Origin of the sequence: Bacillus cereus group sp. MG20 (assembly GCF_040459885.1) — a bacterium.
Classification (GTDB): domain Bacteria; phylum Bacillota; class Bacilli; order Bacillales; family Bacillaceae_G; genus Bacillus_A; species Bacillus_A cereus.
The window spans coordinates 651,955-675,496 of the sequence record NZ_JARVHF010000001.1 but is presented as its reverse complement, the minus strand read 5'-3'; the positions used below and the strand labels follow the sequence as shown (position 1 = coordinate 675,496).

Here is a 23,542-nt window from a genome sequence, read left to right as displayed (position 1 = left end):
TTTTTTCTCTTTCTTACCAGAAGGCTTTTGTTTCGTGATTCACATCATTATAACCACTTAATTTATAGGTATGATTACCGATAGCGTAATCATCTCCATAATAAACGCTTGTGTTGGTCGCTGTAGCACTGACAAAGGATGATTTTTTTGCACTATTACTTTTCGTATTTACTAATGAGCCATCGCCATTGAAAGTTCTTGCTTTTGCATAAACATAGTCTTCGGTCGTAGTTGATTTCGATTTAGCAACTGCATATGGGTTACCAAAAAAGGGAGTATATACGCTAATGTTAGAGTCATTCTTAGGTGCAGCTGCAACAGTCAAACTAGGAACACTAGATGTTTTTGTTGATTGAATTGTATCAAAGTCAACTAAAACGGGCTGCTTGTCTACAGTATCGACCTCTGAAGCACTTGCGTTATTAGTAAAACCAAAACCTAAAACCGCTAACCCTAAAGTTGTCACCGATAAAGATTTTTTCATATTCACTAATTTTCCCACCTTTTTAAATTTTTGAGTTCGAACTCAATTCATACAATATATGAAAATTTCGAAACTCTCAATGGTTTATCCCATACTTAACTTTTCTTTTACTTTCGATTCAAAATGTCTTCATTTGCAAAAAAGCGAATATATCTTCTAATGCTTAGCCAGCAAGGGATACAGGTTTAATTTTATGAAATTCATGTAAATTTAAATCTATTCATGTCAGAATCTCTGTTATTTTTAAGTTCATATGGGAAACTTATTAAAAAAAGGATGGTGACAAAAATGACAATCGATCGAATTTGTACAATTGGACCCGCAAGTAATAATAAAGAAACGTTAGCACAGTTAATAAAGAATGGTATGAAAATTGTTCGACTGAATTTATCGCATGGCACGCATGAAAGTCATAAAGACATCATTCGTTTAGTGAAATCATTAGATGACTCTATTAAATTTTTGGGTGATGTACAAGGTCCTAAAATAAGATTAGGTGAAGTGAAGGGAGAGCAAATTACACTTCAGGCAGGAGATTCTTTTATTTTACATACACAACCAGTTACAGGGAGTAATACAGAAGCAAGCGTTGATTATGAAGGAATTGCGAATGATGTGAAAGTAGGCAGTAGAATTTTAATTAATGATGGAGAAGTTGAATTAATTGTTGAAAAGATAAGTACGGATAAAATAGAAACGAAGGTAAAAACAGGTGGCAATATCTCATCTCATAAAGGAGTTAATTTACCAGATGCGGCTGTTCGTTTACCAGCTATTACAGAGAAAGATAAAAAAGATATTCAGTTTCTTTTAGAAGAGAATGTTGATTTTATCGCGTGTTCTTTCGTAAGAAAACCTAGTCATATAAAAGAAATACGAGATTTTATACAACAGTATAAAGAAACGTCACCTAATGTAATTGCAAAAATAGAAACGATGGAAGCAATCGAGAATTTTCAAGATATATGTAAAGAAGCAGATGGAATTATGATTGCAAGGGGCGATTTAGGAGTAGAGTTACCGTATCAATGCATTCCGCTTTTACAGAAAATGATGATTCAGGAATGTAATCGAACGAATACATATGTCATTACAGCAACACAAATGCTTCAATCTATGGTAGATCATTCTATTCCAACAAGAGCAGAGGTGACTGATGTGTTTCAAGCTGTACTGGACGGGACGAATGCAGTTATGCTTTCAGCTGAAAGTGCATCAGGAGAACATCCAATCGAAAGTGTGAGAACATTACGTCTCGTTTCAGAATTTGCGGAGCATGTTAAAAAAGATGGACCTTTTGCGATGAAAGATGTACTGGAGTTACTGCATAAATCACTGAATGAGTGATGAATAAAAAAAAGAGGGTGGATATGCATCCCCCCTCGTGTTTACTCTTGTTCTTGTTCATCTAAAATCTTATCAAAAGCAGCAGATACTTTATCAAACTCTTCATCATTTTCAATGTATGAAAACTCATTATCTTCTTCTACTTTTAAAAAGAAAATATCAATGTCTTCCTCAGTTTCTGTTTGGATATCTTCAACAAAGGCAACTGCAATATATTCTGCACCTTCGACATCCATTGCTCCAAGTACTTCTACTTCCTGATCCTCATTATTCTCATCGCTAAGTGTAAACACTTCGCCAACTTCAATATCAGACATATTCATTCTCCTCCTGTTCGACTCTAAAAATAGAGCACTCAAACTGTATACATACTAACATATCTTTCCATGAAAAACCAAATTCATACGTAAGAAAACAATTGATTCTTCTTTAGTATGAGTATACAGCTATTAGGAGCATTATTTGTCTGTGCTATATTACTTAATCCATTCAACAATTGTATCCATAGTCTGTCTTGTTTTATCACGCTTTGGCTCTTCTTTACGGTAACCAAAGGCAACCATAACTGATACTTCAAGATTATCGCCTTGTATAATGCCTTCTTGACGAAGTAAAGAATCTACTTCCTCTTTATCAAATCCTTCTATTGGACAAGAATCAATACCGATTTGAGCTGCACTCGTCATCATATTACCTAAAGCAATATAAGTTTGTTTAGATGTCCAATCAAATACAGCACGATCGGATTGTAATAAGTTAAAATCTGTTTCCTGGAACTTTTTGAAGAATGCATATCTAATTTTTTGAGTGTCTTCAGGCAATCCAATAATATCGTTCATCATATATTTAATATACTCTGCATCATAATGCATATCTTTAATGTTTCTTGAAAGAACAATAACAAAATGACTAGCTGTTGCAAGTTGCCCACCAGCGCCCCATGAATACGGTTGTAGTTTTTCTCTTAATTCTTTATTTTGTACGACAATAAATTTCCAAGGCTCATATCCAAAAGAAGAAGGAGATAATCTGCCTGTTTCTAAAATGAATTTGAAATCCTCTTCTGAAATTTTGTGCATAGGATCGAATTCTTTACATGCATGTCTGAAATGAAAAGCCTCCATAATTTTTTCTTTTGTAATTTCTTTTGTAATTTCTTTTGTATTTGTCATAAAAGTTCCTCTTTTCATGAATTTATTTTTGTAAGTAAATTATATTTTTAAAGTAACATAGATACAAGTACGCACATTTATGTGGTATAGTATCAAAAAAGATACTAATGTTAAGGGAAGGGATTTATTATGGATTGTCCAAACGAAAATAATATAAATTACCCATTTTTAAATAAATATTCTTGTCCAGTTGAAGCTATGGTTGAGGTGATTGGAGGGAAATGGAAAGGGGTAATTTTGTATCATTTATTAGATGGTACAAAGCGGTTTAATGAATTAAAAAGATTAAAACCAAATATCACACAAAGAATGTTAACACTGCAGCTGAGAGAACTTGAAGCAGATGGCATCATACATCGCGAAGTATACCGTGAAGTGCCGCCAAAAGTAGAATATTCATTAACTGAGCTTGGTGAATCTCTTCGTCCAATGATTTTATTAATGATGGAGTGGGCAACTCATAATATGGAGAAGGTTTTGGAGAGTAGGAATACGAAAGATAATAATTAAGAGTTGAAATTGGTATAGATGAGATATGTGAAATAGTTGTAGAAATAAAAGGTGTTTCCATACGTGAAAACACCTTTTATTTCTATATTTTTACTTTTTAACTTCAACTGCTGAAGTTGGAAAGTTATTTAAGTTTGCAATTTGACCATACCAATCAGCATGTTTAAAAACAACACCTTTTCCATATCCTTCAGTTGAAGTACGTTCCCATAGTGTTGTTGAATAGCTAGCGGTAGGGGATGCTGTACGTACAGAAACAATTTGATTTTGCCAACTAGCAGACAAGTTTTTATAACCGCTACTTAGAGAAAAATACTCGCTACCTTGATTTGTGCGTTTATAGAAGTCTGTACTACCAGGTCCGCTTCCTCCAACACCAAGGGGAGTGATTGAATTATTCAACCTTTGTTTATCTTTTTCAATAAAAGCCTCTAAACTTTCTTTGCTCGAAAATCCATAAGATAACCAGTCACCATTTTGATTTTGTTTCGGTAGAACTAACGTTATTTTTACGTCTTCCTTTAATGGAGCACTCAATTTGTTAAATGAATCAACAGTCTTTTCATCTACAGTTACATATTCGAAAGAGGAAATCGTATAATCTTTTTCGGTACTAGCTGATACTAATCCCATTCCTCCAGTTAACGACGAAACAGTTAATAATGCACCTGCTACCAACTTTTTAAGCATGGATTCATCTCCTTAAAACTTAGATTTTTTACATAACTAAAATGTATGTTAATTCGAATGTATTATAAATATTTAGAAATTTATAAAAATTAAACAGAATATTCTTTTATTAGTCTTGAGTAAGGAAAGTAATTAAAAATGAAAAAAGGTTTACTTAAAAAGTAAATCCTTTTTGCCGACCTATCTCAAAACTCTATGGATTAAAGTTTCATTTTATCCATCTATGAATCATACACTTCTTTTGCATTCATAGAAACAGCATCTAATAAAAGAAAAATGGCTGCTATAATATGTAGAAGGATTTCTATATAAGGAAAGAAGGCAACTAGAGTAACGATAATACCTATATAATGAGCGTACGTATTCATCCCTGCTTTTTTAGCTAATAAAATAGTAGTGATATGTAAAGCAATCAATAGTAGTAAAGGTAATCCATCTAGGTTAACAAGACTTGGAAATAAATAATAACAAGGAATTAATAAAAGATGATAGATTCCTGTGATCCACTTTAGTGCTTGTATGTAAGTTTTCAAAGTGAACCCTCCTAAAACAATCCATATCTGTATATTACCAAAAATAATAGGTGATTGGATATTAAATACTTGTGGTTTTTAGTTGAATATAATCTTTTTATGTTAACTAATTGTTTCTTGTTCTATAAAATAGAAAAACCACCCAAACGAGGGTGGTTCGTATTATAAATAACTACTTAAAGAAGAAAGGGAGACCTTCACCTCACTACCTTCCTTCATATTTCGCAGCATAACGGTTTCTGTACTAAGTTCGTCTTCACCAATGATAAGCACATAAGGGATATTCTCTTTATTGGCATAATTAAGGGCACGTTTTAATTTGCGTCCTGCTAGTTCAAGTTCAACTTTTAAGGAAGTGGTAGAACGTAATTGCTGGGCAATTTGTAAGCATTGTAATTCTGTCCCGAGTGGGATGATAAATAGATCCGCTGTAGAGGATATTGTTTCTTTCTGCGATAGTGCTGTATAAATAACGTCTAAACCGAATGAAATACCAACTGTTGGATAGTTCATATTATCACCACGGAATGCTCCGATAATGTTATCGTAACGGCCGCCACTACCTATGCTAGATGTAATTGAGCCATCTTTTAGGAAGATTTCATATACAGTCCCTGTATACATTGTGAGTCCTCTTGCTAAAAACGGATTGAATATCGTATTTTCATTTATTCCGAGAGCGATTAAATATTGCTGTAATTGTTGTAATTCGTTTACGCCATCGGCAACGAGTTGGTTATTGAAAGCTTCTTTAAAGTCAGCAATTGTAAGCTTTAGACAAGATAATACAGTATTACATATTGTATCAGCCATTTCTTCAGAAATTCCGCGCTCTAATACATCTTTTCGTACACCATCAATCCCAATCTTTTCGATTTTGTCTAATGATAAAATGACGTCACTCGTTAGTTCAGTAGGGATGTTAATGGACTCGAGAATACCGTTTAATAATTTTCGGTTATTATATTGAATCGTTACTTCTAAGTTTAACGTTCGGAATAGTTCAAACGCCATGCTCATAAGATCAGCTTCTGCCATGACGGATTCTACACCGACTATATCAACGTCGCATTGTATAAATTCACGGAATCTCCCTTGTTTAATTGGCCCATCTCGAAATACTTTCCCAATTTCATAACGTTTAAAAGGGAGGCGAATATTCGGATTCATCGCCACGACTTTTGCGAATGGAATGGTTAAATCGTATCGTAAGGCAAGGTCGCGTTTTCCTTGATCCTTTAGCGTATATATTTCTTTTAATATTTCATCGCCACCGCCGTACTTGTAAGACATAAGCTCATACATATTTAACGTTGGTGTCTCTAACGGTTTGCATCCGTATCGTTCAAACGTATCTTCACAAGCCCTTTTAATTTTATTTCGCAGCACTTGCTCCTCTGGTAAATAGTCTTTCGTGCCTTTTACATTTTTCATTTCCATTGTAATCACTCCTTTTTTAAATTAAAAAAAGCTATGCAGGTATAAAAATACCCACATAGCTTTATGAACGCTTCGTGGGTCAACAGGAAAAGCCCTGTACCCACGAAGAAAAATTTTTCTTCGGATACACGGCGTTACGTATGATGATGAAGTTGGAAAGAAGTATTAAAATTTCGCATTACAAATCTCTCCTTAACATAAGTTTTTCCAAATTATATCAGATGATTTTTGAATTATCAATATTTTTAGTTTTGAAATATACGTGAAGTTATGTAGGAGAAATGGAAAAGGGTGTATAATAAAACTTAATAATATGAAATAACCTTTTAAGGAGAACGTTATGAAAAAAGATAAAACAAATGCGATGCGAATATTAGATAAAGAAAAAATTGAATATTCGATGATGTCATATGATCCAGACGATGGGAAAATTGATGGCGTATCAGTAGCCGAGAAAATTGGACGAGAAGTGAGAGAAGTATATAAAACGTTAATCGCTCAAGGGAATAGTAAAAATTATCATGTGTTTATTATTCCGGTAGATGAGGAACTAAATTTAAAAGCTGCCGCAAAAGCAGTAAGTGAAAAGAAGATTGAAATGATTGCTGTGAAAGATATTACGAAAGTGTCAGGATATATTCGTGGTGGTTGTTCACCAGTCGGAATGAAGAAGTTATTTTCTACATGTATTGATGAAAGTGCCCAATCACTTGAAACGATGATAGTAAGCGGCGGGAAAATTGGTATACAAATTGAGCTTAAAGTAGATGACTTGGCGAAAGTGACGAGAGCGCAGTTTGGAGAGGTAACGAAGTAAATATACATAGGAAAAGAAGTTCTTGTTTTATTAAATTTAGATAAAGATTTATAGGATAATTAGTCCATTATGAGGACGGATTATCCTTTTTTCTTGCTACTGATCATGAGACGTTATGTTAACCGAGTGTGTATACAATATTCAACCGAAAACAAACAACATATCAACTCTATAAAATGGTAAAATAGGGAAAAGGGCATTCTGAATAATACCTTTAGAAACCACTATTTATCACATAGGGGTTTTCAAAAAAGTAAAGGGGGGGATAAATGAAATATATTAATGGATTGTACATAGCACTTATATTGATGATGTTCATTAATTTACTTAATTTCACAATTTTTGATAATAAATACTCAGGGATAACAATGTATCTTTCTTCCGTTATATTCATAATTGGGAGCGCATTTTTTGGAAGTGCAAAACGGCTTAAAATGAGTGAGAAAAAATAAACCTTTTAGGAGGTTATAATCATTAATGAAACAACAAGAACAAGTAATCTTTCGTGAGGTTCAGCGATCCCCAATTTGGGTATGGATACTCATATTAGGGATCTCCATGCTGATGTGGTATGGATTTATTCAACAAATTATTCTTGATATCCCGTTTGGAGATAAACCAGCTTCTAATGGTGTCTTAATTGTTATGTGGTTGTTGTTCGGGATTGCCTTTCCTGTATTAATGCTTGGAGTATTGAAACTGATCATTGAGGTCCGTGAAAAAGGTCTTTATGTCCGCTTTGTTCCTTTTCATTTTCAATATAAGCAGTACCTTTTCAAAGATATACACCATTATGAATGCATTACTTACAGTCCAATAAAACGATTTGGAGGATGGGGAATTCGTTTTAACCTTAAGAATGAAAAAGCCTATAACATGAATGGAAATAAAGGTATAGAGTTAAAGTTGCAATATAACACAGTAGTAATCGGCACTCAAAAATCAGATGAATTAAAAAAAGCACTGGACTCAGTACAAAAAGTATAATGAAAATTAAACTTTAACAAATGGGCACAATTCAACAATTTCTACTAGGTATACCTACTTTAAAAACAACTTAAATTTACTTCCAATATCGAAAATTATGTAAATAAGTTGTTCACTGGATTCCCATAGAAAACTGTGATGAGATGAAATGTTTGATTTTGAAGCAATTCAAAATCTTAGCTAGATGGCTATGTATCGGTACCGACATTAAAAAGGCAGGAACATATCAAATATGTTCCTGCCTTTGATTTTAGACAGATGTTTCCTAACAGTTGATTTTGTAAATGAAAGTCGAATTTAAATCCATATTTTGTGTGAAATATAAAACATATAATAAAAGTATGAGGTGATACAGTGAGAGAGATTCATATTCATAAAATCATTGCGAATAAGAGAAAAGAAAAGGGAATTACGCAGGAAGAGTTAGCGGCGTATATCGGTATTACGAAGGCATCTGTTTCCAAATGGGAGACGGGGCAGAGTTATCCGGATATTACATTTTTACCACTATTAGCATCATACTTTAACATTAGTATAGATGAACTAATTAGTTATACACCACAAATGGAGCAGGAAGATATTAAAAATTTATATCATCGACTAGCCGAAGCTTTTAGTGAAGAACCGTTTGATGAAGTAATGATGGAGTGCAGGGGAATAATCAAAAAATATTATTCTTGTTTTCCATTATTAATTCAAATAGGAATACTTTTTATTAATCATCACATGTTAACAGAGGACACGGATAGAGGAATTGAAATTTTAGAAGAGGCAATGAATCTCTTTAGCAGAGTGCAGGAAGAAAGTGACGATGTTTCTCTTGTGAAAGAGGCGGCATCGTTTCAAGCAACTTGCTATCTTATACTCAATAGACCAAATGAGGTGCTTCAATTACTTGGCGAAACGATACGTCCTAACTTTCCAGAGGAAGATCTAATCGCACAGGCGTATCAAATGCTTGGAAATAATGAGAAGGCAAATGAAGTGATGCAAATTAGTATGTATCAACATTTAATACAACTCGTTGGGACAATACCGAATTATGTAGTAGTAAATGCTTCAAGCGCTGAAAAAGTAGAGGTAATTTTAAATAGAGCTTTTATGTTAATAGATATATATGAATTAGAAACGTTACATCCCAATATGACTTTAAAAGTATACTATGCTGCTGCACAAGTATATTGCATGCAAGGGAATTTTGAAGGTTCATTAGAAATGCTACGGAAATATGCAGCGGTTTGTACGAATAGCTTCACAGTAAATAGCCTGCATTTACACGGCGATTCCTATTTTGATGCGATTGATGGATGGTTTGCAGAATTTCCACTTGGTGCTAAAACAGTTAGAAATGAAGAGATTATAAAGCGAAGCATGCTACAAAGCATTGCAGAGAACCCGGCTTTCGTTCCGATGAAAGATGTAAGAGAGTACAAAAATATAATAGCGAGTTTGAAATTCAAATTAGATATAACGGAATAGAAGGAGGATTAATATAATGATCTTTGATGAATATGAAGTAGCGGTAAAAAGTGAATTAACTTTGCAAGGTACGATTACAAAGCCAAAAGCTGGTGGGAAGCATGCTGCTGTTGTAATTATCGCTGGATCTGGAGAAGTTGATCGTGATGGAACGATAGTACCGCTAAAGCTTGAGTCGAACATATATAAAGACTTAGCACATGTAATGGCGCAACTTGGAGTAGTGACGCTCCGTTTCGATAAGCGCGGAGTAGGAAAGAGTAACGGAGAAATTCTGAAGACTGGAATGTGGGATTTAGTTAGTGATATAGAGGCCATGATAACGTATTTAAAAGAACAACCATTTGTTGATCCAGAAAATATCATTTTAGCTGGTCATAGTGAAGGGTGTATGTTAGCCACTGTAGTAAACGCAAGAACACCAGTTAATGGACTCATACTTATTACAGGAGCTGCAGAATCATTAGAAGAAGCTACAAAAAGACAAAGAGAAATTGCTTATAAAGAACTAAAAGAGCAGAAAGGAATAAAAGGAAAACTAATGCGTCTTCTTAATGTAGAGAAACGCGGAGAAAAACAGATGGAAAAAATAAAAGAGAAAATGATGAACACAGAAAAAGATACGATTAAAGTTGGTTTTAAACCGATGAATGCAAAGTGGTTTAGAGAGCATTTTCAGCATGACATCTATAAAGACTTACAACAAGTAACATGTCCAGTACTAGCTATTGCTGGTGATAAAGATATTCAGGCTGACCCTGAAAGAGCGAAGCGGATCGGTGAGTATGTGAAGGGTGATTCTGAAGTACGTGTAGTAAAAAATATGGATCATAGTTTAAAAAGTTTTGAAGGTGAATTTAAAGCATTAGAGTTTAAAAAGAATTATGAAGAAGGGGCAGGAAAGCCACTTCATCCAGAGTTGGAAGAAATAATTGTGAATTGGATGGAAGCACATTTTATCCAGGGCAGTAAGGCTTTTACATCAAAATTAGGTGAGGAAGTTGGGAAAGAAAGAAACTGCTTGTAAAAGATTGGTTGTTGAGTGGGAATCTAGTTTAGTATATAAAATTTTTTAATGAAAAAAATCTGTTAAGAGATAGGTTTTTTATCCTATTTTCATTTAAAAACGAACATTTTGAGTTATTTAATCGAAAATGTTCACTTTTTTTCTTGCGCATATACTAGTAGTTTGTTATATTATCCATATAATAATTTTGAATAACATCACTCGTATATACTCGGTAATATGGTCCGAGCGTTTCTACCTAGTTCCCAATGAAAGAACTGGACTACGGGTTAAAGTATTCGGGCGCTCTATGTAATGTGCGCTACCGATTTATAATTTTGCATGTGCTTAATTAACTTTGACTACCGTAGTTCTAGAAAGTAGAGATTCTTCTACAATTTCTAGAACTTTTTTTGTTTGGACCAAAAGCATCGAGTATAGAAAACAACAAGAGAAAGAGGAGATTATTTATGAAGAAGAATATGTTGAAAAAATGTGCTGCCCTAGTAACTACTGTTGCATTGTCATTCTCGATACTTGCGGGATGTGATGCGAGTCCGAAACAAGTTGAGGCAAAAAGCAATCAAAAACCAATCTTAATTCAAGGGCCAATGCCGATAGAAGCAGAAAAGTTTGCGAAAAGGCTAAAAAATGTGAAAGAAGAAAAGTCTGGAACTTTTGTATTTTATAAAGGAACTGTCGACAATTATCCTGTAATCGTTGCGAAAACAGGTAAAGGAATGGAGAATACAGCAGCTGCTACAGCGGTGGCTATTGAAAAATATAAACCTACAGCAATTATTAACCAAGGAACATCAGGTGGACATGATCCAAATTTAAATGTATTTGATATTGTGTTAGGAAAACAAGTTGCAAATATAGGTTCATTAAAAACAACAAATATGGATGAGAACCAAGGAATTGAGCCGACAAAATGGATATCTATGGACTTAATGGCTTCTGAAGGAAGTGCAGGAGAAGATCCAAATGCTGAGAAAATCCGATACTACGAAGGAGATAAGGAATTACTTGCAGCGGCTCATGCAGTGAAAGATAAATATACAAAAGGTAAAGTAGTTGAAGGTACGATTGGTTCAGCAGACGTTTGGAATAACGAAGTTGATAGAATTAAGTGGTTCCATACAAAATACGGTACATCTGTAGAAGAAATGGAAGGAGCTGCTGCAGCTCAAATCGCAAAAGCTTATGACGTCCCGTTTTTAGGGATTCGAGTATTATCTAATAATAAAACAAACGGTGGGAAATACAACCCAAATACAGCAGCGGCAAATCAAGAATATGTATATGAAGTAGTTAAAAAATATATAGGTTCAATGCAAAGTAAATAGTAGTAGTTCTGTCCAGCATAAACGTCAAGTAACTGTAAATGTTTTCGAGACGGATAAACTTGTCTTAGGAATGGTAGTTGAAAAAGAAAAGCTTGTTTCTTATAAAAAATATAAGAAACAAGCTTTTTTATTTAAAATAAATTGGATAATTAAACTATAACATCAATGTGTATCGTTGAATATCATAATAATATAATGGAGGTGATGTTATATGGCTCTTACTACAGGACCAATTGAAAACGTAGGAAATCAACCTGCTAATGCAAATAGAGTTAGGGTAAAAATCCTTAACCGTACTGCGGGCCCGCTTACTGGAGTAGCTAGAGTTTTTAGACTTGACGGTTCATTAGTATTAATTGAACAGGTAAACTTCAATGTAAATTCTAATGCTTCTACTTTTGCAACTCTAAGTTTAGTTCATCCTGCTCTTGGACAAGCATTTGAATATGAAGTTCAAATTGTTCCTAATCAACCTGGTGGACTATATAGTGTTTATGGACTAACAGCTGACAGTGTTATCATTACTGCACAACGTATTGTGAACTCAGAATTGACACAGTTTCTTTAATTAAAATAGATTGGTGCCTACATGGTATCCAATCTATTTTTGTACGTATTATTCAGAGAAAGAAAGGTTTTACACAAAAATAAAGACAGTTATGGAAAAAGGAAAAGTCGAGCTATCATCTTAATTTTTATTATTTCTGTCTTAGACCGTATCTGTTTTGTGGCACGGTTTTCTTTGAATGCATTTTATTCAAACTGTTTTTTTAAGTATTTATCAAATATGCATTATTGCATAAATAAATTTAAATTTATAAGTTAATATTAAACTACTTTTTAATTGTAAAGAATATTTTAATAATCTTTACGGGAGAAGGATATTTCTTGTGAAAAGTAAAATTGTTTGGAAAGTAGATAAACAAAAAGTTTGGAAATGATATAAACTCAATAGAGTTTTGTATTAAATAAAAAGAAAAGGGTGGGTATGGGTTTCTAAAAGTTTTGGGGGGAGAAAGCATTTTTTAGTTAGTAGCTTCAAATTATATTTTAAAGGGGAATGGGTATATGAAGTTTCGAAATACAAAGATTGCTATGATTACACTATCTTCATTTTTTATTTTAGGTTCTGCATCTCTATCATTCACAGATACTATACACGGTGAAGTAGCTTCTGCATCAGCACAAGAGATTATTGTAAAAAGTTATGACGATACATATTATAATAATGCAATAGGAAAAACGGGCTTAGAATTAAAGAAGGAACTGCATAATATTATTGATAATCATACAAAGTTATCATACAGTGCGGTTTGGGAAGCACTAAGAGATACTGATGAAGATCCAAATAATAAAAATAATGTGATACTCTTATATACTGGTCGTTCGCAAGGGAAGCTTACGAATGGATCAGGAGTAAATAACTGGAACCGTGAGCATGTTTGGGCAAAATCTCACGGTGACTTTGGAACGACTGCAGGACCTGGAACAGATCTACATCATTTAAGAGCGACGGATGTATCTGTAAATAGTTCACGTGGGAATTTAGATTTTGATAATGGTGGCGTGAATCATTCTGAAGCGACAGAATGTAAATATGATAGTGATTCTTGGGAACCTCGTGATAGTGTAAAAGGAGATATTGCTAGAATGCTGTTTTATATGGCTGTTCGTTACGAGGGGGACAACGGCGAAATAGATTTAGAACTAAATGAAAAAGTGAATAACAATAAAGATCCATACATGGGGAAACTATCGGTTTTATTAAAATGGAATGAACAAGACCCGGTCGATGATTTAGAGCGAAAGCGTAATGAAGTGATTTTTACAAAATATCAACATAACCGCAATCCTTTTATTGATCATCCTGAATGGGTAAATAAAATTTGGAACTAAGATTTTTAAAGGTATTATATTTTGATAGAAGGGATTGATCATTATGATCAATCCCTTCTTATATTTTTACTAGAATAAATGATTTTTATAGGATTGAAGAGGAGAATAGGATAGATATTTTATCAAGTTAATTATATATGGGTATTTTAGTACGGTCCCCACTCAATATTCACCCCAACAATAAGAAAAACAAGTCCAATGATAAACCAAATGAGTGCAAGTGGAGCCATGAAACGAATCCATTTCCCATAAGAAATCCCGCTCGCGGCGAGAACGCCCATTAAAACACCAGAAGTTGGATTTAAGCAGTTTACTACACCTTCCCCAAGCATAACAGCCTGTACTGTAACTTGGCGTGTAATGTGCATGAAATCAGCTAATGGAGCTAATATCGGAATAAAAATAACCGATTCTCCTGTCCCGGATGAAATAAGGAAATGTAATGCGGCACTACTTACGTACATACCGATAACGCCAAATACAGGGCTTTGTCCTTCAAGAGCTTGTGCGAGTTGGTTAACGATTGTATCAAGTAATTTGCCTTGTTCTAAAATGACTGAAATACAACGAGCCATTCCGACGATTAAAGCACCGTATATGAGATTTTGGCAACCTGCTAGAAAAGTAGAAGCGATATCGTTTGCTTTCATACCACCTATTATTCCGGCTGTAATTGCTATGAAAATAAAAGTAGCAGTCATTTCTGCGTCCGTCCAATGTAGACGAAAAGCGCCTATTAAAAATGCAATTAATGATAAAGCTGAAACGAGTAAAATTAATTTATGACGTATCGTCCAAGGAACTTCTTTTTTCTCTGTTTCTTTTTCGTTTGAAAGAGCGTTACTTGGAAACCAGTTGTCGCCGAGAATGCTTCCTTTATTTGATTTTTTCAAGCGTTTTACATACCAATTTATATAAAGGGTAGTGGCAAGTAAAAAAGATATATAGATTGCGGTGCGTAAACCAATCCCGGAAAACATCGGAAGTTCTGCGATCTTTTGTGAAATGCCTAAAGGTGAGGGAGATAAAATAGTAGCATTAAAACCAGCATAAGTGCCTAAATAAATAATTGCTACACCGACGATAGCGTCCCATTTTAACGTGCGTGCAACGATGATGCCGATGGGGATAAAACCGATAACTGAGTTAACGATAATACCCGTCGTTCCAAGAATAGAAAAAAGCGCAGCAACTATACAAATGAAAAGTAATTGCTGATTACGAAATTTGTTAATAACATGATAGATTAAACCGTCAAGAGCACCTGTTTTTTCAAGAATTGCAATAGCTCCACCTGTAAATAAAATTAGAAAGATAATAGGAGCAGCAAGTGTCATTCCTTTTTCAATAGCGGTAAAAAAAGAAACAAATCCTACGGGTGATTGCGGAACAGAATGGTAGCTACCTGGTATTGTCGTTGTAACGGTCCCGTTTGTAACCCTTTTAAATTCTCCAGCAGGAACGAAGTACGTAGCAATGGCGCAAAGTAAGGCAATAAAAAATAGTAGTACGTACGCATCAGGCATTTTAAACTTTTGTTTACTAGGTTGTTTTTTTGCCTCAGTTTGTATTTGCATAAAATCCCTCCTTCTTCACTTGGTTAATTTTTAATATTCTGAATTTAATCTGTGAAGTAGATTATAATAAAGGTAGCTTTTTAAGGCAATAGTTTTTGTATCCTTTTCCCGCACATACAAATTATTGCAATATTAGACAGGGAAACGATAATAAGCCAAGAATATGTTATGTAGAAAGAAAAAGGAAAAGAGGGAACAAGATGTGGAAAACTACTGATTTATGTGATGAATTTGAAAAGGAATTACAAATATGTCGACAGTCTTTTCGGTCTTTTGGGAAGAAAGAACAATTCTACGGAAAAATTGCAACTGTAAAAGTGAAAGATGATAATGTACTAGTGAAGGAAGGATTGCAAACATTACCAGAAGGAACAGTATTAGTTGTTGATGGCGGAGCGTCTACGAATTGTGCGTTACTCGGTGATAATTTGGCAGCTATTGCGGAAGAAAGAAAGCTAGCAGGAATTATTGTGAATGGGTATGTTCGTGATTCTAGTGAACTAAAGAATATTAATATTGGTATTTTAGCATTAGGAACGATGCCAAATAGAAGTGTGAAAGAAGGAAAAGGAGAACGAAATATTTCATTGCACTTTGGACAAGTAGAATGGAATCCAAATGAATATGTCTATGCGGATGAAGATGGCGTCATTATTAGTGAAAAGAGTTTACATAGTTAAGAGTTAATAAGTTATTATTCTTAGAAAATAAATCCGATAAAGCATGGACAAAATTCTTTGTCAATAGTAAAATAATACAGAAATTTAAAATTTACAGAATGTATAGGTTTATCGTTTTACGATAACTTAAATGGAAGTAAGTTGTGCCAAGAAAAGTGAATGTTATCACAATGATACGTTCATAAACAAAATTATTTTTCCTATACAAATATAGCCGCGAATAATGCGGGTAGGAGGTGTTGTACATTTTTGTTCGACACTTACAAAAAGAGAGTGTCAATCGCACGCCCTTGAAGGGCCTTTTTTTGTGTAAATGGTAGTAAGGGAGGAAATTTTGGGATGGCAATGTTGAAAAAATGGCTGCTTACGTCTTTAATGGCAGTGACACTTGTATTTGTTTCTTTTGCGAATACAGTACATATTACGTTTGCTGAAGGAAATACAGCAAAACTTGCAATTATTGGGGAATCACAAAAAGGCATTATGTTATGTCCGAAAGAAGAGCAAATTAAAGATGGGGAAACAGCTTTAAGTTTGCTGCAAAAGGTCATGGGGGACAAAGTAGAATCTGAAACGATGTCGTTTGGAACATATGTAAAAGGCATCGATGGTTTAATGGCCGGAGCTACAAGTGGTTGGACATACGATGTAAATGATACATCTGCACAAGTTGGGGCAGATAGTTATAAATTAGAGTCTGGTGATGTGGTTGTATTCCGTTTTGTTTCAGACTGGAGCAATATGAGCCAGGAAACATTGAAAGAAACGTTAGATAAGTTCGGAACGTGTAAAACAGAAGAACCAAAACCAGAAGGTCAAGACGGTAAAACACCAGATGGGAAAAATCAAGGTGACCAAGACGGTAAAACACCAGATGGGAAAAATCAAGGTGACCAAGACGGTAAAACACCAGATGGGAAAAATCAAGGTGACCAAGACGGTAAAACGCCAGATGGGAAAAACCAAGGTGATCAAGACGGTGAAAAACCAGATGGGAAAAACCAAGGTGATCAAGACAGTAAAACGCCAGATGAGAAAAACCAAGGTGATCAAGACGGTAAAACGCCAGATGGGAAAAAACCAGAACAACCACAGCAAGAGAACATTCAAGTTCCAAGTGCACAATTAAATGAAGCCATTTCTAAAACATCAGACAAGATGTTACAAGATGGAATTGAAAGTGATTGGGTAGCTGTAGCGCTTTCTCGTTCTGGAAAGAATGTGCCAATTGAGGCAAAATTAAATTATGTTAAGTCAGTAACTGAAAAAGTAGAAAAGCGCATTAATCGTTTTTCAGCGACAGATTTAGCTAGAACAATTATTATGATGAATGCAATGAGTGCAGACCCTAAAAATGTAGGTGGACATAATTTAGTTCAAAAATTGTATGAGTCAGATAAAGTGAATTCTGTTACAGGTTATGCATTTGCTTTACTTGCATTTGATACGAAGAAGTATGAGATTCCAGTTGAATCAAAATGGAACAGAGTTGCTCTAGTGGAAGCACTGTTAAATAATCAGCATACAGACGGTGGATGGACTTATAATAGTTCAGGTAGTAAAGATAGTGCTAGTAGCGTTGATGTAACAGGTATGGTTTTATCAGCATTAGCTCCTTATCAAGAGCGATCAGATGTGAAACCAGCTATACAAAAAGCTGTTGCGTATTTATATAACGAACAGCTGCAAAATGGCGGTTTTTCAGCTGATGGACAAGAAAATTCAAATAGTACTGCGCAAGCAATTATTGGATTATCACTTGTTAAAGATGTAGATCAAAATCGTCTTCATAAGGCAATGCAAAACCTATTATCATATCAACTTTCAAATGGTGAATTTAAATGGTTACCAAGTGATCAAAATGGTAACGGAATGGCTACAGAACAGGCTCTTTTAGCATTACTTCAATTTAAGGAAATGGGAAAATCTATTTATGATTGGTCTAATGTAGACGCTGGTGATGTAATTAAGCCAAAACCGATTGAAGAGCCAGAAAAGGTCGTTGAACCAGAAAATAATGTAGTAGAAAAAGAAGTTACTGAAGAACCGAAAGAACAAAACCAAGTACAACAAGAAACAAAAGATGAAAATCTAAAAGTAGTTGTAGATAACGAACCGGTTAAGAATAAAAAAATCGGAAACGGTAACAGTCTACCAAAAACAGGAGCATCTTCTCATAGTGCAGCAACAGAAGTAGGTATGGGTGTATTATGTATTGCTTCTGCATATGTATTATGGAGACGTAAAGCAGCTTAACAAAAAATTAGGAGCAATTATTTGCTCCTAATTTTCGTATGAAAGGTGAGAGATAGGATGAGTAAGGTGAAATGGTTCATTTCTTTACTGCTTTCGCTTGGGCTACTTGCCGGATGTGAAGAGGCAGCTGTAAAGCCTGAGAAGAAGGTAGAACCGAAGCAAGAAGAGGTAGCGAAACAAGAAGAACAAAAAGATGAAGCGAAGCCGGAAGAAAAAACAGAAGAAAAGCAAGCTGAATCAGAGCAAAAGCAGCAAGAAGAGCAGAAAGAGAAACAAGAACAAAAAGTAGAAGAGAAGCCGAAAGAGGAAAAGCCGCAGGCACAACCAGAGGTAAAGCAAGAAGAGAAACAACAGGAACAACCGAAAGAACAGCCGGCTGTAAATAAGCAACCAGAGCAGCAACAAGCACAAGAAGAGAAACAACAACCGAAAGCACCAGAAGTAAAAGAAGAAGCAAAGGTTGTGAATCAGCCGAAAGAAACACCGAAGCAGGAGCAAAAGAAAAAGTCAGAAGAGAACAATAGTGTACCAGCTCCACCAACACCGGTACCACCACCAAACCCAGTGCCACCACCAGTACCACCAGTACCTAAAGCAAAACAAGTAACAATCTCGGTAAAAGGAAATAACGGATATATAATGGGTGCGAAAAAGATGGATGTACAAGATGGCGATACTGTGTATAAAGTATTACAACGTACAGGATTAGATGTTGATGCAAGCGGATCTAGAGATAGTATTTATGTAAAAGGTATTAATGATTTATATGAAAAAGATATTGCGGATACTAGTGGATGGAAATATCGTGTGAACGGTGCTTTTCCAAACCATAGTGCTGGTGTAGCTACGGTAAAACCAGGAGATACAATTGAGTGGGTATACGTATTACAATAAGAAAGGCATTCGGTAAAGGGCTATGAAAATAAGTTTTTCTTCTTTACATCCTTTTGTGAATTTTTTCTATTATATCGGGGTGATGATGCTATGTATGATGTGTCTTCATCCTCTTTTTTTAATTGGAGCAATAGTATTAATTATTATGTTAAATGTGATGCAAGGAAATAGCGAAAAGATAAGAAAGATGCTACCGAGCACAATTGTTTTCTTTTTTATGGTAATTTTATTTAATTCGTTATTAACGCATAGAGGTCGAACTACGTTGTTTTGGTTAGGTGATAGCCGTATTAAGCTTGAGGCGATTATGTTTGGAATAGTAATGGGGTTATTACTAGTTGCAGTTATGTTTACGTTTGCGTCATACAATGATATTATTTCCAGTCACAAATTTTTATATTTGTTTTCAAGAATTTCACCGAAAGTTGCATTGTTAACGATGATTACAGTGAGATTTGTTCCTTTGTTTATAAGGCGATTAAAGAAAATCACACTCGTTCAAAAGACGAAAGGTGTGCAGGTAGATTCAGGTTCGATAATTGAACGCGTCAAAAATGGTATGCAATTGCTGCAAGTATTATTAATTTGTTCATTGGAAGATGCACTGCAAACGGCAGATTCTATGCAAGCTCGTGGATTTGGTGTAACGAAACGTACGACATATATTCGCTATAGAATGGAAAAACGAGATTGGTATACGCTCAGTTATTTAAGTATTCTATTTATAATTGCTATCATATGTAGTACGTATGGCGGAGGAAAGTTAATCATTTATCCGAAAGTCGAATCTATTTTATTTCAGCAATACGATGGGATGATGTTTATCGTATTTACGATGTTTATTAGTTTACCAATTATAATGGAAGGAAGGGAATGGTTATGGTGGCGCATGCAGAAATAAACAATTTATCATTTGTATATGCTGATGAAAACGAAAAAGCGTTACAGCATATTTCTCTTTCTGTTCAAAAAGGAGAGTTTATTGCACTTGCCGGCGGATCAGGATCCGGGAAGACGACTTTATTAAAACATTTTAAAAAAGAATTACTTCCAATTGGTAAGCGTACTGGGGATACATATTATGATGGTACTTTATTAGAAAATGTACCTGATTTGTTATCTGCTCAAGAAATTGGTATGGTATTTCAAAATCCAGAAAATCAACTCGTAATGGATACAGTTATTCAAGAATTAGCATTTTCTTTAGAAAATATTGGGTTACCATCACATATTATTCAAAAACGAATAGCAGAGCTCATTAGCTTCTTAGGATTTCAAGATTTATTGCATCAATCTGTTCACACGTTATCTGGTGGGCAAAAGCAACTTGTTAATTTAGCTGCGGTATTAGTTATGCAGCCAAAGTTATTATTATTAGATGAACCGACAGCACAATTAGATCCAATTGCTGCGAAAGAGTTTTTAGGATTGTTAAAGCGTATTAATGAAGAACTTGGAATTACGATTGTTTTAAGTGAACATCGTTTAGATGAAGTGATACCACTTGCAACGCGCGTGATTTGTATGAATAACGGCCGAATCATGTATGACGGTAGTCCGAAAGCGGTTGTAGCGAACATGTGGGAAGTAGAAAAGTTCCGTCCATTTATTCCGCAAATTCCAAGGCTATTTTTAGAGTGGAATGTGAGAGATATTCCGTTTACGGTGCGAGAGGCGCAAATGAAAATGAATAATTTTTCAGCGATATCATATGTAAATGAGCCAATAGCACAAAGTGAAAAGCAAGAGGTAATTTTAAGCGCAGAGCATATTTCGTTCCAGTACGAAAAAAATAGTCCGCTTATTTTACGTGATTTATCAGTTTCGATTGAAAAAGGAAAATGGGTAGCGCTCGTTGGGAAGAACGGTACAGGTAAGTCTACACTGTTAACGATTTTAGCAGGATTACAAAAAGCGAGAAGAGGGAAAGTAAAGTGGAACGGGAAAGTGATACATAAAATCGATTCGAAAGAACGGTTTAAAAGTATTGGGTATGTATCGCAGCATCCATATTATCATTTTACATTTGATACAGTGTGGGACGAGGTGTATGAACGTGCACGTGAATTATATGGAGAACAAGGAAAAGAAATAGCAGAAGATACGCTAAAACAGTTTTGGTTGTATTCGCTTAAAGAACGCCATCCGCATGATTGTAGCGGAGGAGAGCAACAACTTCTTGCATTATGTACAACGTTATTATCAAAGCCAACGTTATTATTACTTGATGAACCGACAAAGGGATTAGATCCATGGAAGAAAGAAAGAGTAGGAGAACTATTTAGGAAGCTGCAAAAAGAAGGAACAACAATTGTAATGGCAACGCATGACATTGAGTTCGCTGCGAAATACGTTGATCAATGTATGATGTTATTTGATGGGACAGTCATTATGAATGATGCACCGAAAGAATTTTTTAGCGGCAACTTCTTTTATACAACATCTATCAATCGATTCATTCGAAAAGAATTGCCATATGCATTAACTTGGGAGGATGTGTACGAAGCGTGTCCAAACGATATGTTGCATTCATAATATGTATCTTTGCAGTAATAATCGGCACATTACTTCTTACGACACTTGTCATGGACGGTTATTACATGTTAAGTAGTTTGTTTATATTAGCGGTTATTATGTTACCTTTCTATATCCGTTTTGAAAGAAAGGCGTTTGTTTCACGTGAAATTGTTCTCGTTGCTGTATTAGCAGCAATTGCAGCAGTTAGCCGCGTACCATTTTCGATATTGCCAAGTGTACAACCGACTTCATTTGTCATTATCGTTTCTGCAATTGTGTTTGGGAGTGAAACGGGTTTTATGATTGGTGCCACAGCAGCGATTGTGTCTAACATCTTTTTAGGGCAAGGTCCGTGGACGCCGTGGCAAATGTTTTCATGGGGTATGATTGGTTTTATAGCTGGATTATTGCGTAATACATTTTTAATGAAAAAGCTATGGGGAAGACTCCTGTACGGATTGTTTGTTGGATTTTTATTTGGCTGGATTATGAATTTCTGGGGACTTCTCGGTTTTATAAGAGAGGCAACGTGGGAAACAGTCATTTCGTATTACATCGCAAGTTTTTATTTCGATTTGAGCCATGCAATTTCGAATGTTGTCTTCTTACTATTATTTAGTACTTCTTGGATTACGATTCTCACAAGATTTAAAAAGAAATACGGTATATTAGATGAGCATAACGTGACATAGAAAAGCATACTCATATAAGGTAGGGTCGCGACTTACATATTCGTTTGCCTCTTTCATGCTTCTTACATATTGTAAGGAGCATTTTTTTGTCAAAAAATAGATTCAATATGCATCCGCTATTATATAAAATTATTTGTATAATAGTACGTGAGAACTCTTTTCAAGAGGGAGGTGTATAGTTAATGAAGTTAGTTATTCCGAAGCAACATGGTGCATGGGCCATGCTTGTTATACCTTTTCTATTAAGTATCATACTTGGGAAACCTACTATATATCACATTCCATTGTTTATAGCATGGTTCTTTATCTATTTAGCCACGTATCCATTTCTTACGTACATAAAGCAAAGAAGAAAAAAAGAATTTTTACATGCTGCCATTGTTTACTTTACTATCGCGTTCCTATTTGGGATGATTTCTTTATTATATGAATGGCGCATTCTTTTATTCGTAATAGTCATGATTCCACTATTTATAGTAAATATGCATTATGCTCGTCAAAAAAATGAAAGGGCACTATTAAATGATATTTGTGCGATCATTGTGTTTTGTGTTGGTGGGTTAATTAGTTATTATTTTTCAATGAAACAAATCGATCATACAGCATTATTCATTGCACTTATTTCATTCTTATACTTTTTAGGTAGTACGTTTTATGTGAAAACGATGATACGTGAGAAAAATAATCCGAAGTATCGTTTTATATCTTGGGGTTATCATATTCTATTAACAATCATTGTATTTGCAATTAATCCGTGGTGCTCCCTTATTTTTATACCAAGTGTCATTCGAGCCATTATATTGTATGGCAAAAAAATTTCTATTATAAAAGTAGGGGTTTTAGAAATTGTGAATTCTGTATATTTTTTAATCATAACGGCAATAATTATGAAGTATGCCATTTGAAAAAACTTCCCACCTTATGATGGGAAGTTTTTTCAATCTTGTTCTAAAATGTGAACGGTGTAATCGCAGCGTTGAATAGCTTGTTCGATCGCATAAAGGGATTGCTCAATACGAGCGCGATTAAAATCTTTTTCAACAGTCTGTAGTGCTTCTTCTAAACAATGTTTTGCTTCTTGTAATGATTGAAAAGAATCTTGTACATATCCGCGAGCATTTTGATGCATTTCATAATCCTCCTTGCATATTCATATATGTATAGTATGAACAGTAAAGAAGAAAATATTATTTGTTATATTTGTTTGACAATTAAA

General features: G+C 34.7%; 25 protein-coding genes and 1 riboswitch. Of the genes, 17 read left to right on the top strand and 8 right to left on the bottom strand.

The features are described 5' to 3' along the window. Positions 1 to 13 precede the first annotated feature (13 nt). Positions 14 to 490, bottom strand: coding sequence for a hypothetical protein (locus QCI81_RS03485; protein ID WP_001056356.1), 477 nt, complete (start codon positions 488 to 490; stop codon positions 14 to 16). A 282-nt stretch (positions 491 to 772) separates the two neighbouring features. On the opposite strand from QCI81_RS03485, the gene QCI81_RS03480 reads away from it, so the two are divergent. Beyond that, on the top strand, positions 773 to 1,831 hold the full coding sequence (locus QCI81_RS03480; protein WP_000151078.1) for a pyruvate kinase: 1,059 nt from the start codon (positions 773 to 775) through the stop codon (positions 1,829 to 1,831). Between the two features lie 41 nt (positions 1,832 to 1,872). On the opposite strand, the gene QCI81_RS03475 is transcribed toward QCI81_RS03480, so the two are convergent. After that, positions 1,873 to 2,154, bottom strand: a complete 282-nt coding sequence (locus tag QCI81_RS03475) for a DUF1292 domain-containing protein (protein ID WP_003271045.1) — start codon at positions 2,152 to 2,154, stop codon at positions 1,873 to 1,875. 153 nt (positions 2,155 to 2,307) lie between these two features. Beyond that, positions 2,308 to 3,021, bottom strand: coding sequence for an NAD(P)H-dependent oxidoreductase (locus QCI81_RS03470; protein ID WP_422666867.1), 714 nt, complete (start codon positions 3,019 to 3,021; stop codon positions 2,308 to 2,310). A gap of 111 nt (positions 3,022 to 3,132) precedes the next feature. On the opposite strand from QCI81_RS03470, the gene QCI81_RS03465 reads away from it, so the two are divergent. Then, positions 3,133 to 3,513: a winged helix-turn-helix transcriptional regulator gene (locus QCI81_RS03465; RefSeq protein WP_071731050.1), complete on the top strand. Its 381-nt coding sequence runs from the start codon at positions 3,133 to 3,135 to the stop codon at positions 3,511 to 3,513. A gap of 90 nt (positions 3,514 to 3,603) precedes the next feature. Here the strand turns inward: QCI81_RS03465 and QCI81_RS03460 are convergent, their stop codons facing one another. From QCI81_RS03460 to QCI81_RS03450, 3 genes are all read right to left on the bottom strand, one after another. Continuing rightward, the gene (locus tag QCI81_RS03460; RefSeq protein ID WP_069355953.1) at positions 3,604 to 4,203 is read right to left on the bottom strand and encodes a hypothetical protein; all 600 of its coding nucleotides are present in this window, start codon (positions 4,201 to 4,203) and stop codon (positions 3,604 to 3,606) included. Between the two features lie 221 nt (positions 4,204 to 4,424). After that, the gene (locus QCI81_RS03455; protein WP_000860701.1) at positions 4,425 to 4,736 is read right to left on the bottom strand and encodes a hypothetical protein; all 312 of its coding nucleotides are present in this window, start codon (positions 4,734 to 4,736) and stop codon (positions 4,425 to 4,427) included. Positions 4,737 to 4,898: 162 nt separating this feature from the next. After that, positions 4,899 to 6,176 carry a histidine--tRNA ligase gene (locus QCI81_RS03450; RefSeq protein ID WP_000425313.1) on the bottom strand — a complete coding sequence of 426 codons (1,278 nt, stop codon included), beginning with the start codon at positions 6,174 to 6,176 and terminating at the stop codon, positions 4,899 to 4,901. Between the two features lie 340 nt (positions 6,177 to 6,516). On the opposite strand from QCI81_RS03450, the gene ybaK reads away from it, so the two are divergent. From ybaK to QCI81_RS03410, 8 genes are all read left to right on the top strand, one after another. Continuing rightward, positions 6,517 to 6,993 (top strand): Cys-tRNA(Pro) deacylase, encoded by a 477-nt coding sequence (gene ybaK, locus QCI81_RS03445; RefSeq protein ID WP_000710852.1) that lies wholly within the window; start codon positions 6,517 to 6,519, stop codon positions 6,991 to 6,993. A 269-nt stretch (positions 6,994 to 7,262) separates the two neighbouring features. Next, entirely contained in the window at positions 7,263 to 7,445 is a 183-nt protein-coding gene (locus QCI81_RS03440; protein ID WP_000875160.1) for a hypothetical protein, read from the top strand. Positions 7,446 to 7,470: 25 nt separating this feature from the next. Next, complete coding sequence (locus tag QCI81_RS03435) at positions 7,471 to 7,980, top strand: DUF6141 family protein (RefSeq protein WP_000813121.1); 510 nt, start codon at positions 7,471 to 7,473, stop codon at positions 7,978 to 7,980. 354 nt (positions 7,981 to 8,334) lie between these two features. After that, positions 8,335 to 9,459: a helix-turn-helix domain-containing protein gene (locus tag QCI81_RS03430; RefSeq protein ID WP_071731051.1), complete on the top strand. Its 1,125-nt coding sequence runs from the start codon at positions 8,335 to 8,337 to the stop codon at positions 9,457 to 9,459. Positions 9,460 to 9,475: 16 nt separating this feature from the next. Beyond that, positions 9,476 to 10,486 carry an alpha/beta hydrolase gene (locus QCI81_RS03425; protein WP_000575473.1) on the top strand — a complete coding sequence of 337 codons (1,011 nt, stop codon included), beginning with the start codon at positions 9,476 to 9,478 and terminating at the stop codon, positions 10,484 to 10,486. Positions 10,487 to 10,667: 181 nt separating this feature from the next. Further along, positions 10,668 to 10,771, top strand: a riboswitch (purine riboswitch). Between the two features lie 164 nt (positions 10,772 to 10,935). After that, on the top strand, positions 10,936 to 11,814 hold the full coding sequence (locus QCI81_RS03420; protein ID WP_071731052.1) for a 5'-methylthioadenosine/S-adenosylhomocysteine nucleosidase: 879 nt from the start codon (positions 10,936 to 10,938) through the stop codon (positions 11,812 to 11,814). 211 nt (positions 11,815 to 12,025) lie between these two features. After that, a complete protein-coding gene (locus QCI81_RS03415; protein WP_001229424.1) occupies positions 12,026 to 12,382 on the top strand; it encodes a hypothetical protein in 357 nt (118 codons plus the stop codon). A gap of 500 nt (positions 12,383 to 12,882) precedes the next feature. After that, positions 12,883 to 13,710 carry an endonuclease I family protein gene (locus QCI81_RS03410; RefSeq protein ID WP_000672183.1) on the top strand — a complete coding sequence of 276 codons (828 nt, stop codon included), beginning with the start codon at positions 12,883 to 12,885 and terminating at the stop codon, positions 13,708 to 13,710. A 146-nt stretch (positions 13,711 to 13,856) separates the two neighbouring features. On the opposite strand, the gene QCI81_RS03405 is transcribed toward QCI81_RS03410, so the two are convergent. Further along, positions 13,857 to 15,287, bottom strand: coding sequence for a YfcC family protein (locus QCI81_RS03405; protein ID WP_071731053.1), 1,431 nt, complete (start codon positions 15,285 to 15,287; stop codon positions 13,857 to 13,859). A 200-nt stretch (positions 15,288 to 15,487) separates the two neighbouring features. On the opposite strand from QCI81_RS03405, the gene rraA reads away from it, so the two are divergent. The 7 genes from rraA to QCI81_RS03370 all read left to right on the top strand — a co-directional run bounded on the left by rraA (position 15,488) and on the right by QCI81_RS03370 (position 23,231). Continuing rightward, positions 15,488 to 15,967, top strand: a complete 480-nt coding sequence (gene rraA / locus QCI81_RS03400) for a ribonuclease E activity regulator RraA (RefSeq protein ID WP_000266049.1) — start codon at positions 15,488 to 15,490, stop codon at positions 15,965 to 15,967. Between the two features lie 339 nt (positions 15,968 to 16,306). Beyond that, entirely contained in the window at positions 16,307 to 18,223 is a 1,917-nt protein-coding gene (locus QCI81_RS03395; RefSeq protein WP_353810611.1) for a DUF4430 domain-containing protein, read from the top strand. Positions 18,224 to 18,280: 57 nt separating this feature from the next. Continuing rightward, entirely contained in the window at positions 18,281 to 19,117 is an 837-nt protein-coding gene (locus tag QCI81_RS03390) for a DUF4430 domain-containing protein (protein ID WP_071731055.1), read from the top strand. A 22-nt stretch (positions 19,118 to 19,139) separates the two neighbouring features. After that, positions 19,140 to 20,018, top strand: a complete 879-nt coding sequence (locus QCI81_RS03385) for an energy-coupling factor transporter transmembrane component T (RefSeq protein ID WP_071731056.1) — start codon at positions 19,140 to 19,142, stop codon at positions 20,016 to 20,018. Next, on the top strand, positions 19,991 to 21,652 hold the full coding sequence (locus tag QCI81_RS03380) for an ABC transporter ATP-binding protein (RefSeq protein ID WP_071731057.1): 1,662 nt from the start codon (positions 19,991 to 19,993) through the stop codon (positions 21,650 to 21,652). The genes QCI81_RS03385 and QCI81_RS03380 overlap by 28 nt, the downstream gene beginning before the upstream one ends. Next, the gene (locus tag QCI81_RS03375) at positions 21,625 to 22,326 is read left to right on the top strand and encodes an ECF transporter S component (RefSeq protein ID WP_071731058.1); all 702 of its coding nucleotides are present in this window, start codon (positions 21,625 to 21,627) and stop codon (positions 22,324 to 22,326) included. Before QCI81_RS03380 ends, QCI81_RS03375 begins: the two co-directional genes overlap by 28 nt. A gap of 182 nt (positions 22,327 to 22,508) precedes the next feature. Next, entirely contained in the window at positions 22,509 to 23,231 is a 723-nt protein-coding gene (locus QCI81_RS03370; protein WP_071731059.1) for a YwiC-like family protein, read from the top strand. 32 nt (positions 23,232 to 23,263) lie between these two features. On the opposite strand, the gene QCI81_RS03365 is transcribed toward QCI81_RS03370, so the two are convergent. Beyond that, positions 23,264 to 23,455, bottom strand: a complete 192-nt coding sequence (locus QCI81_RS03365) for a hypothetical protein (protein ID WP_000554029.1) — start codon at positions 23,453 to 23,455, stop codon at positions 23,264 to 23,266. Between the last annotated feature and the right edge of the window lie 87 nt (positions 23,456 to 23,542).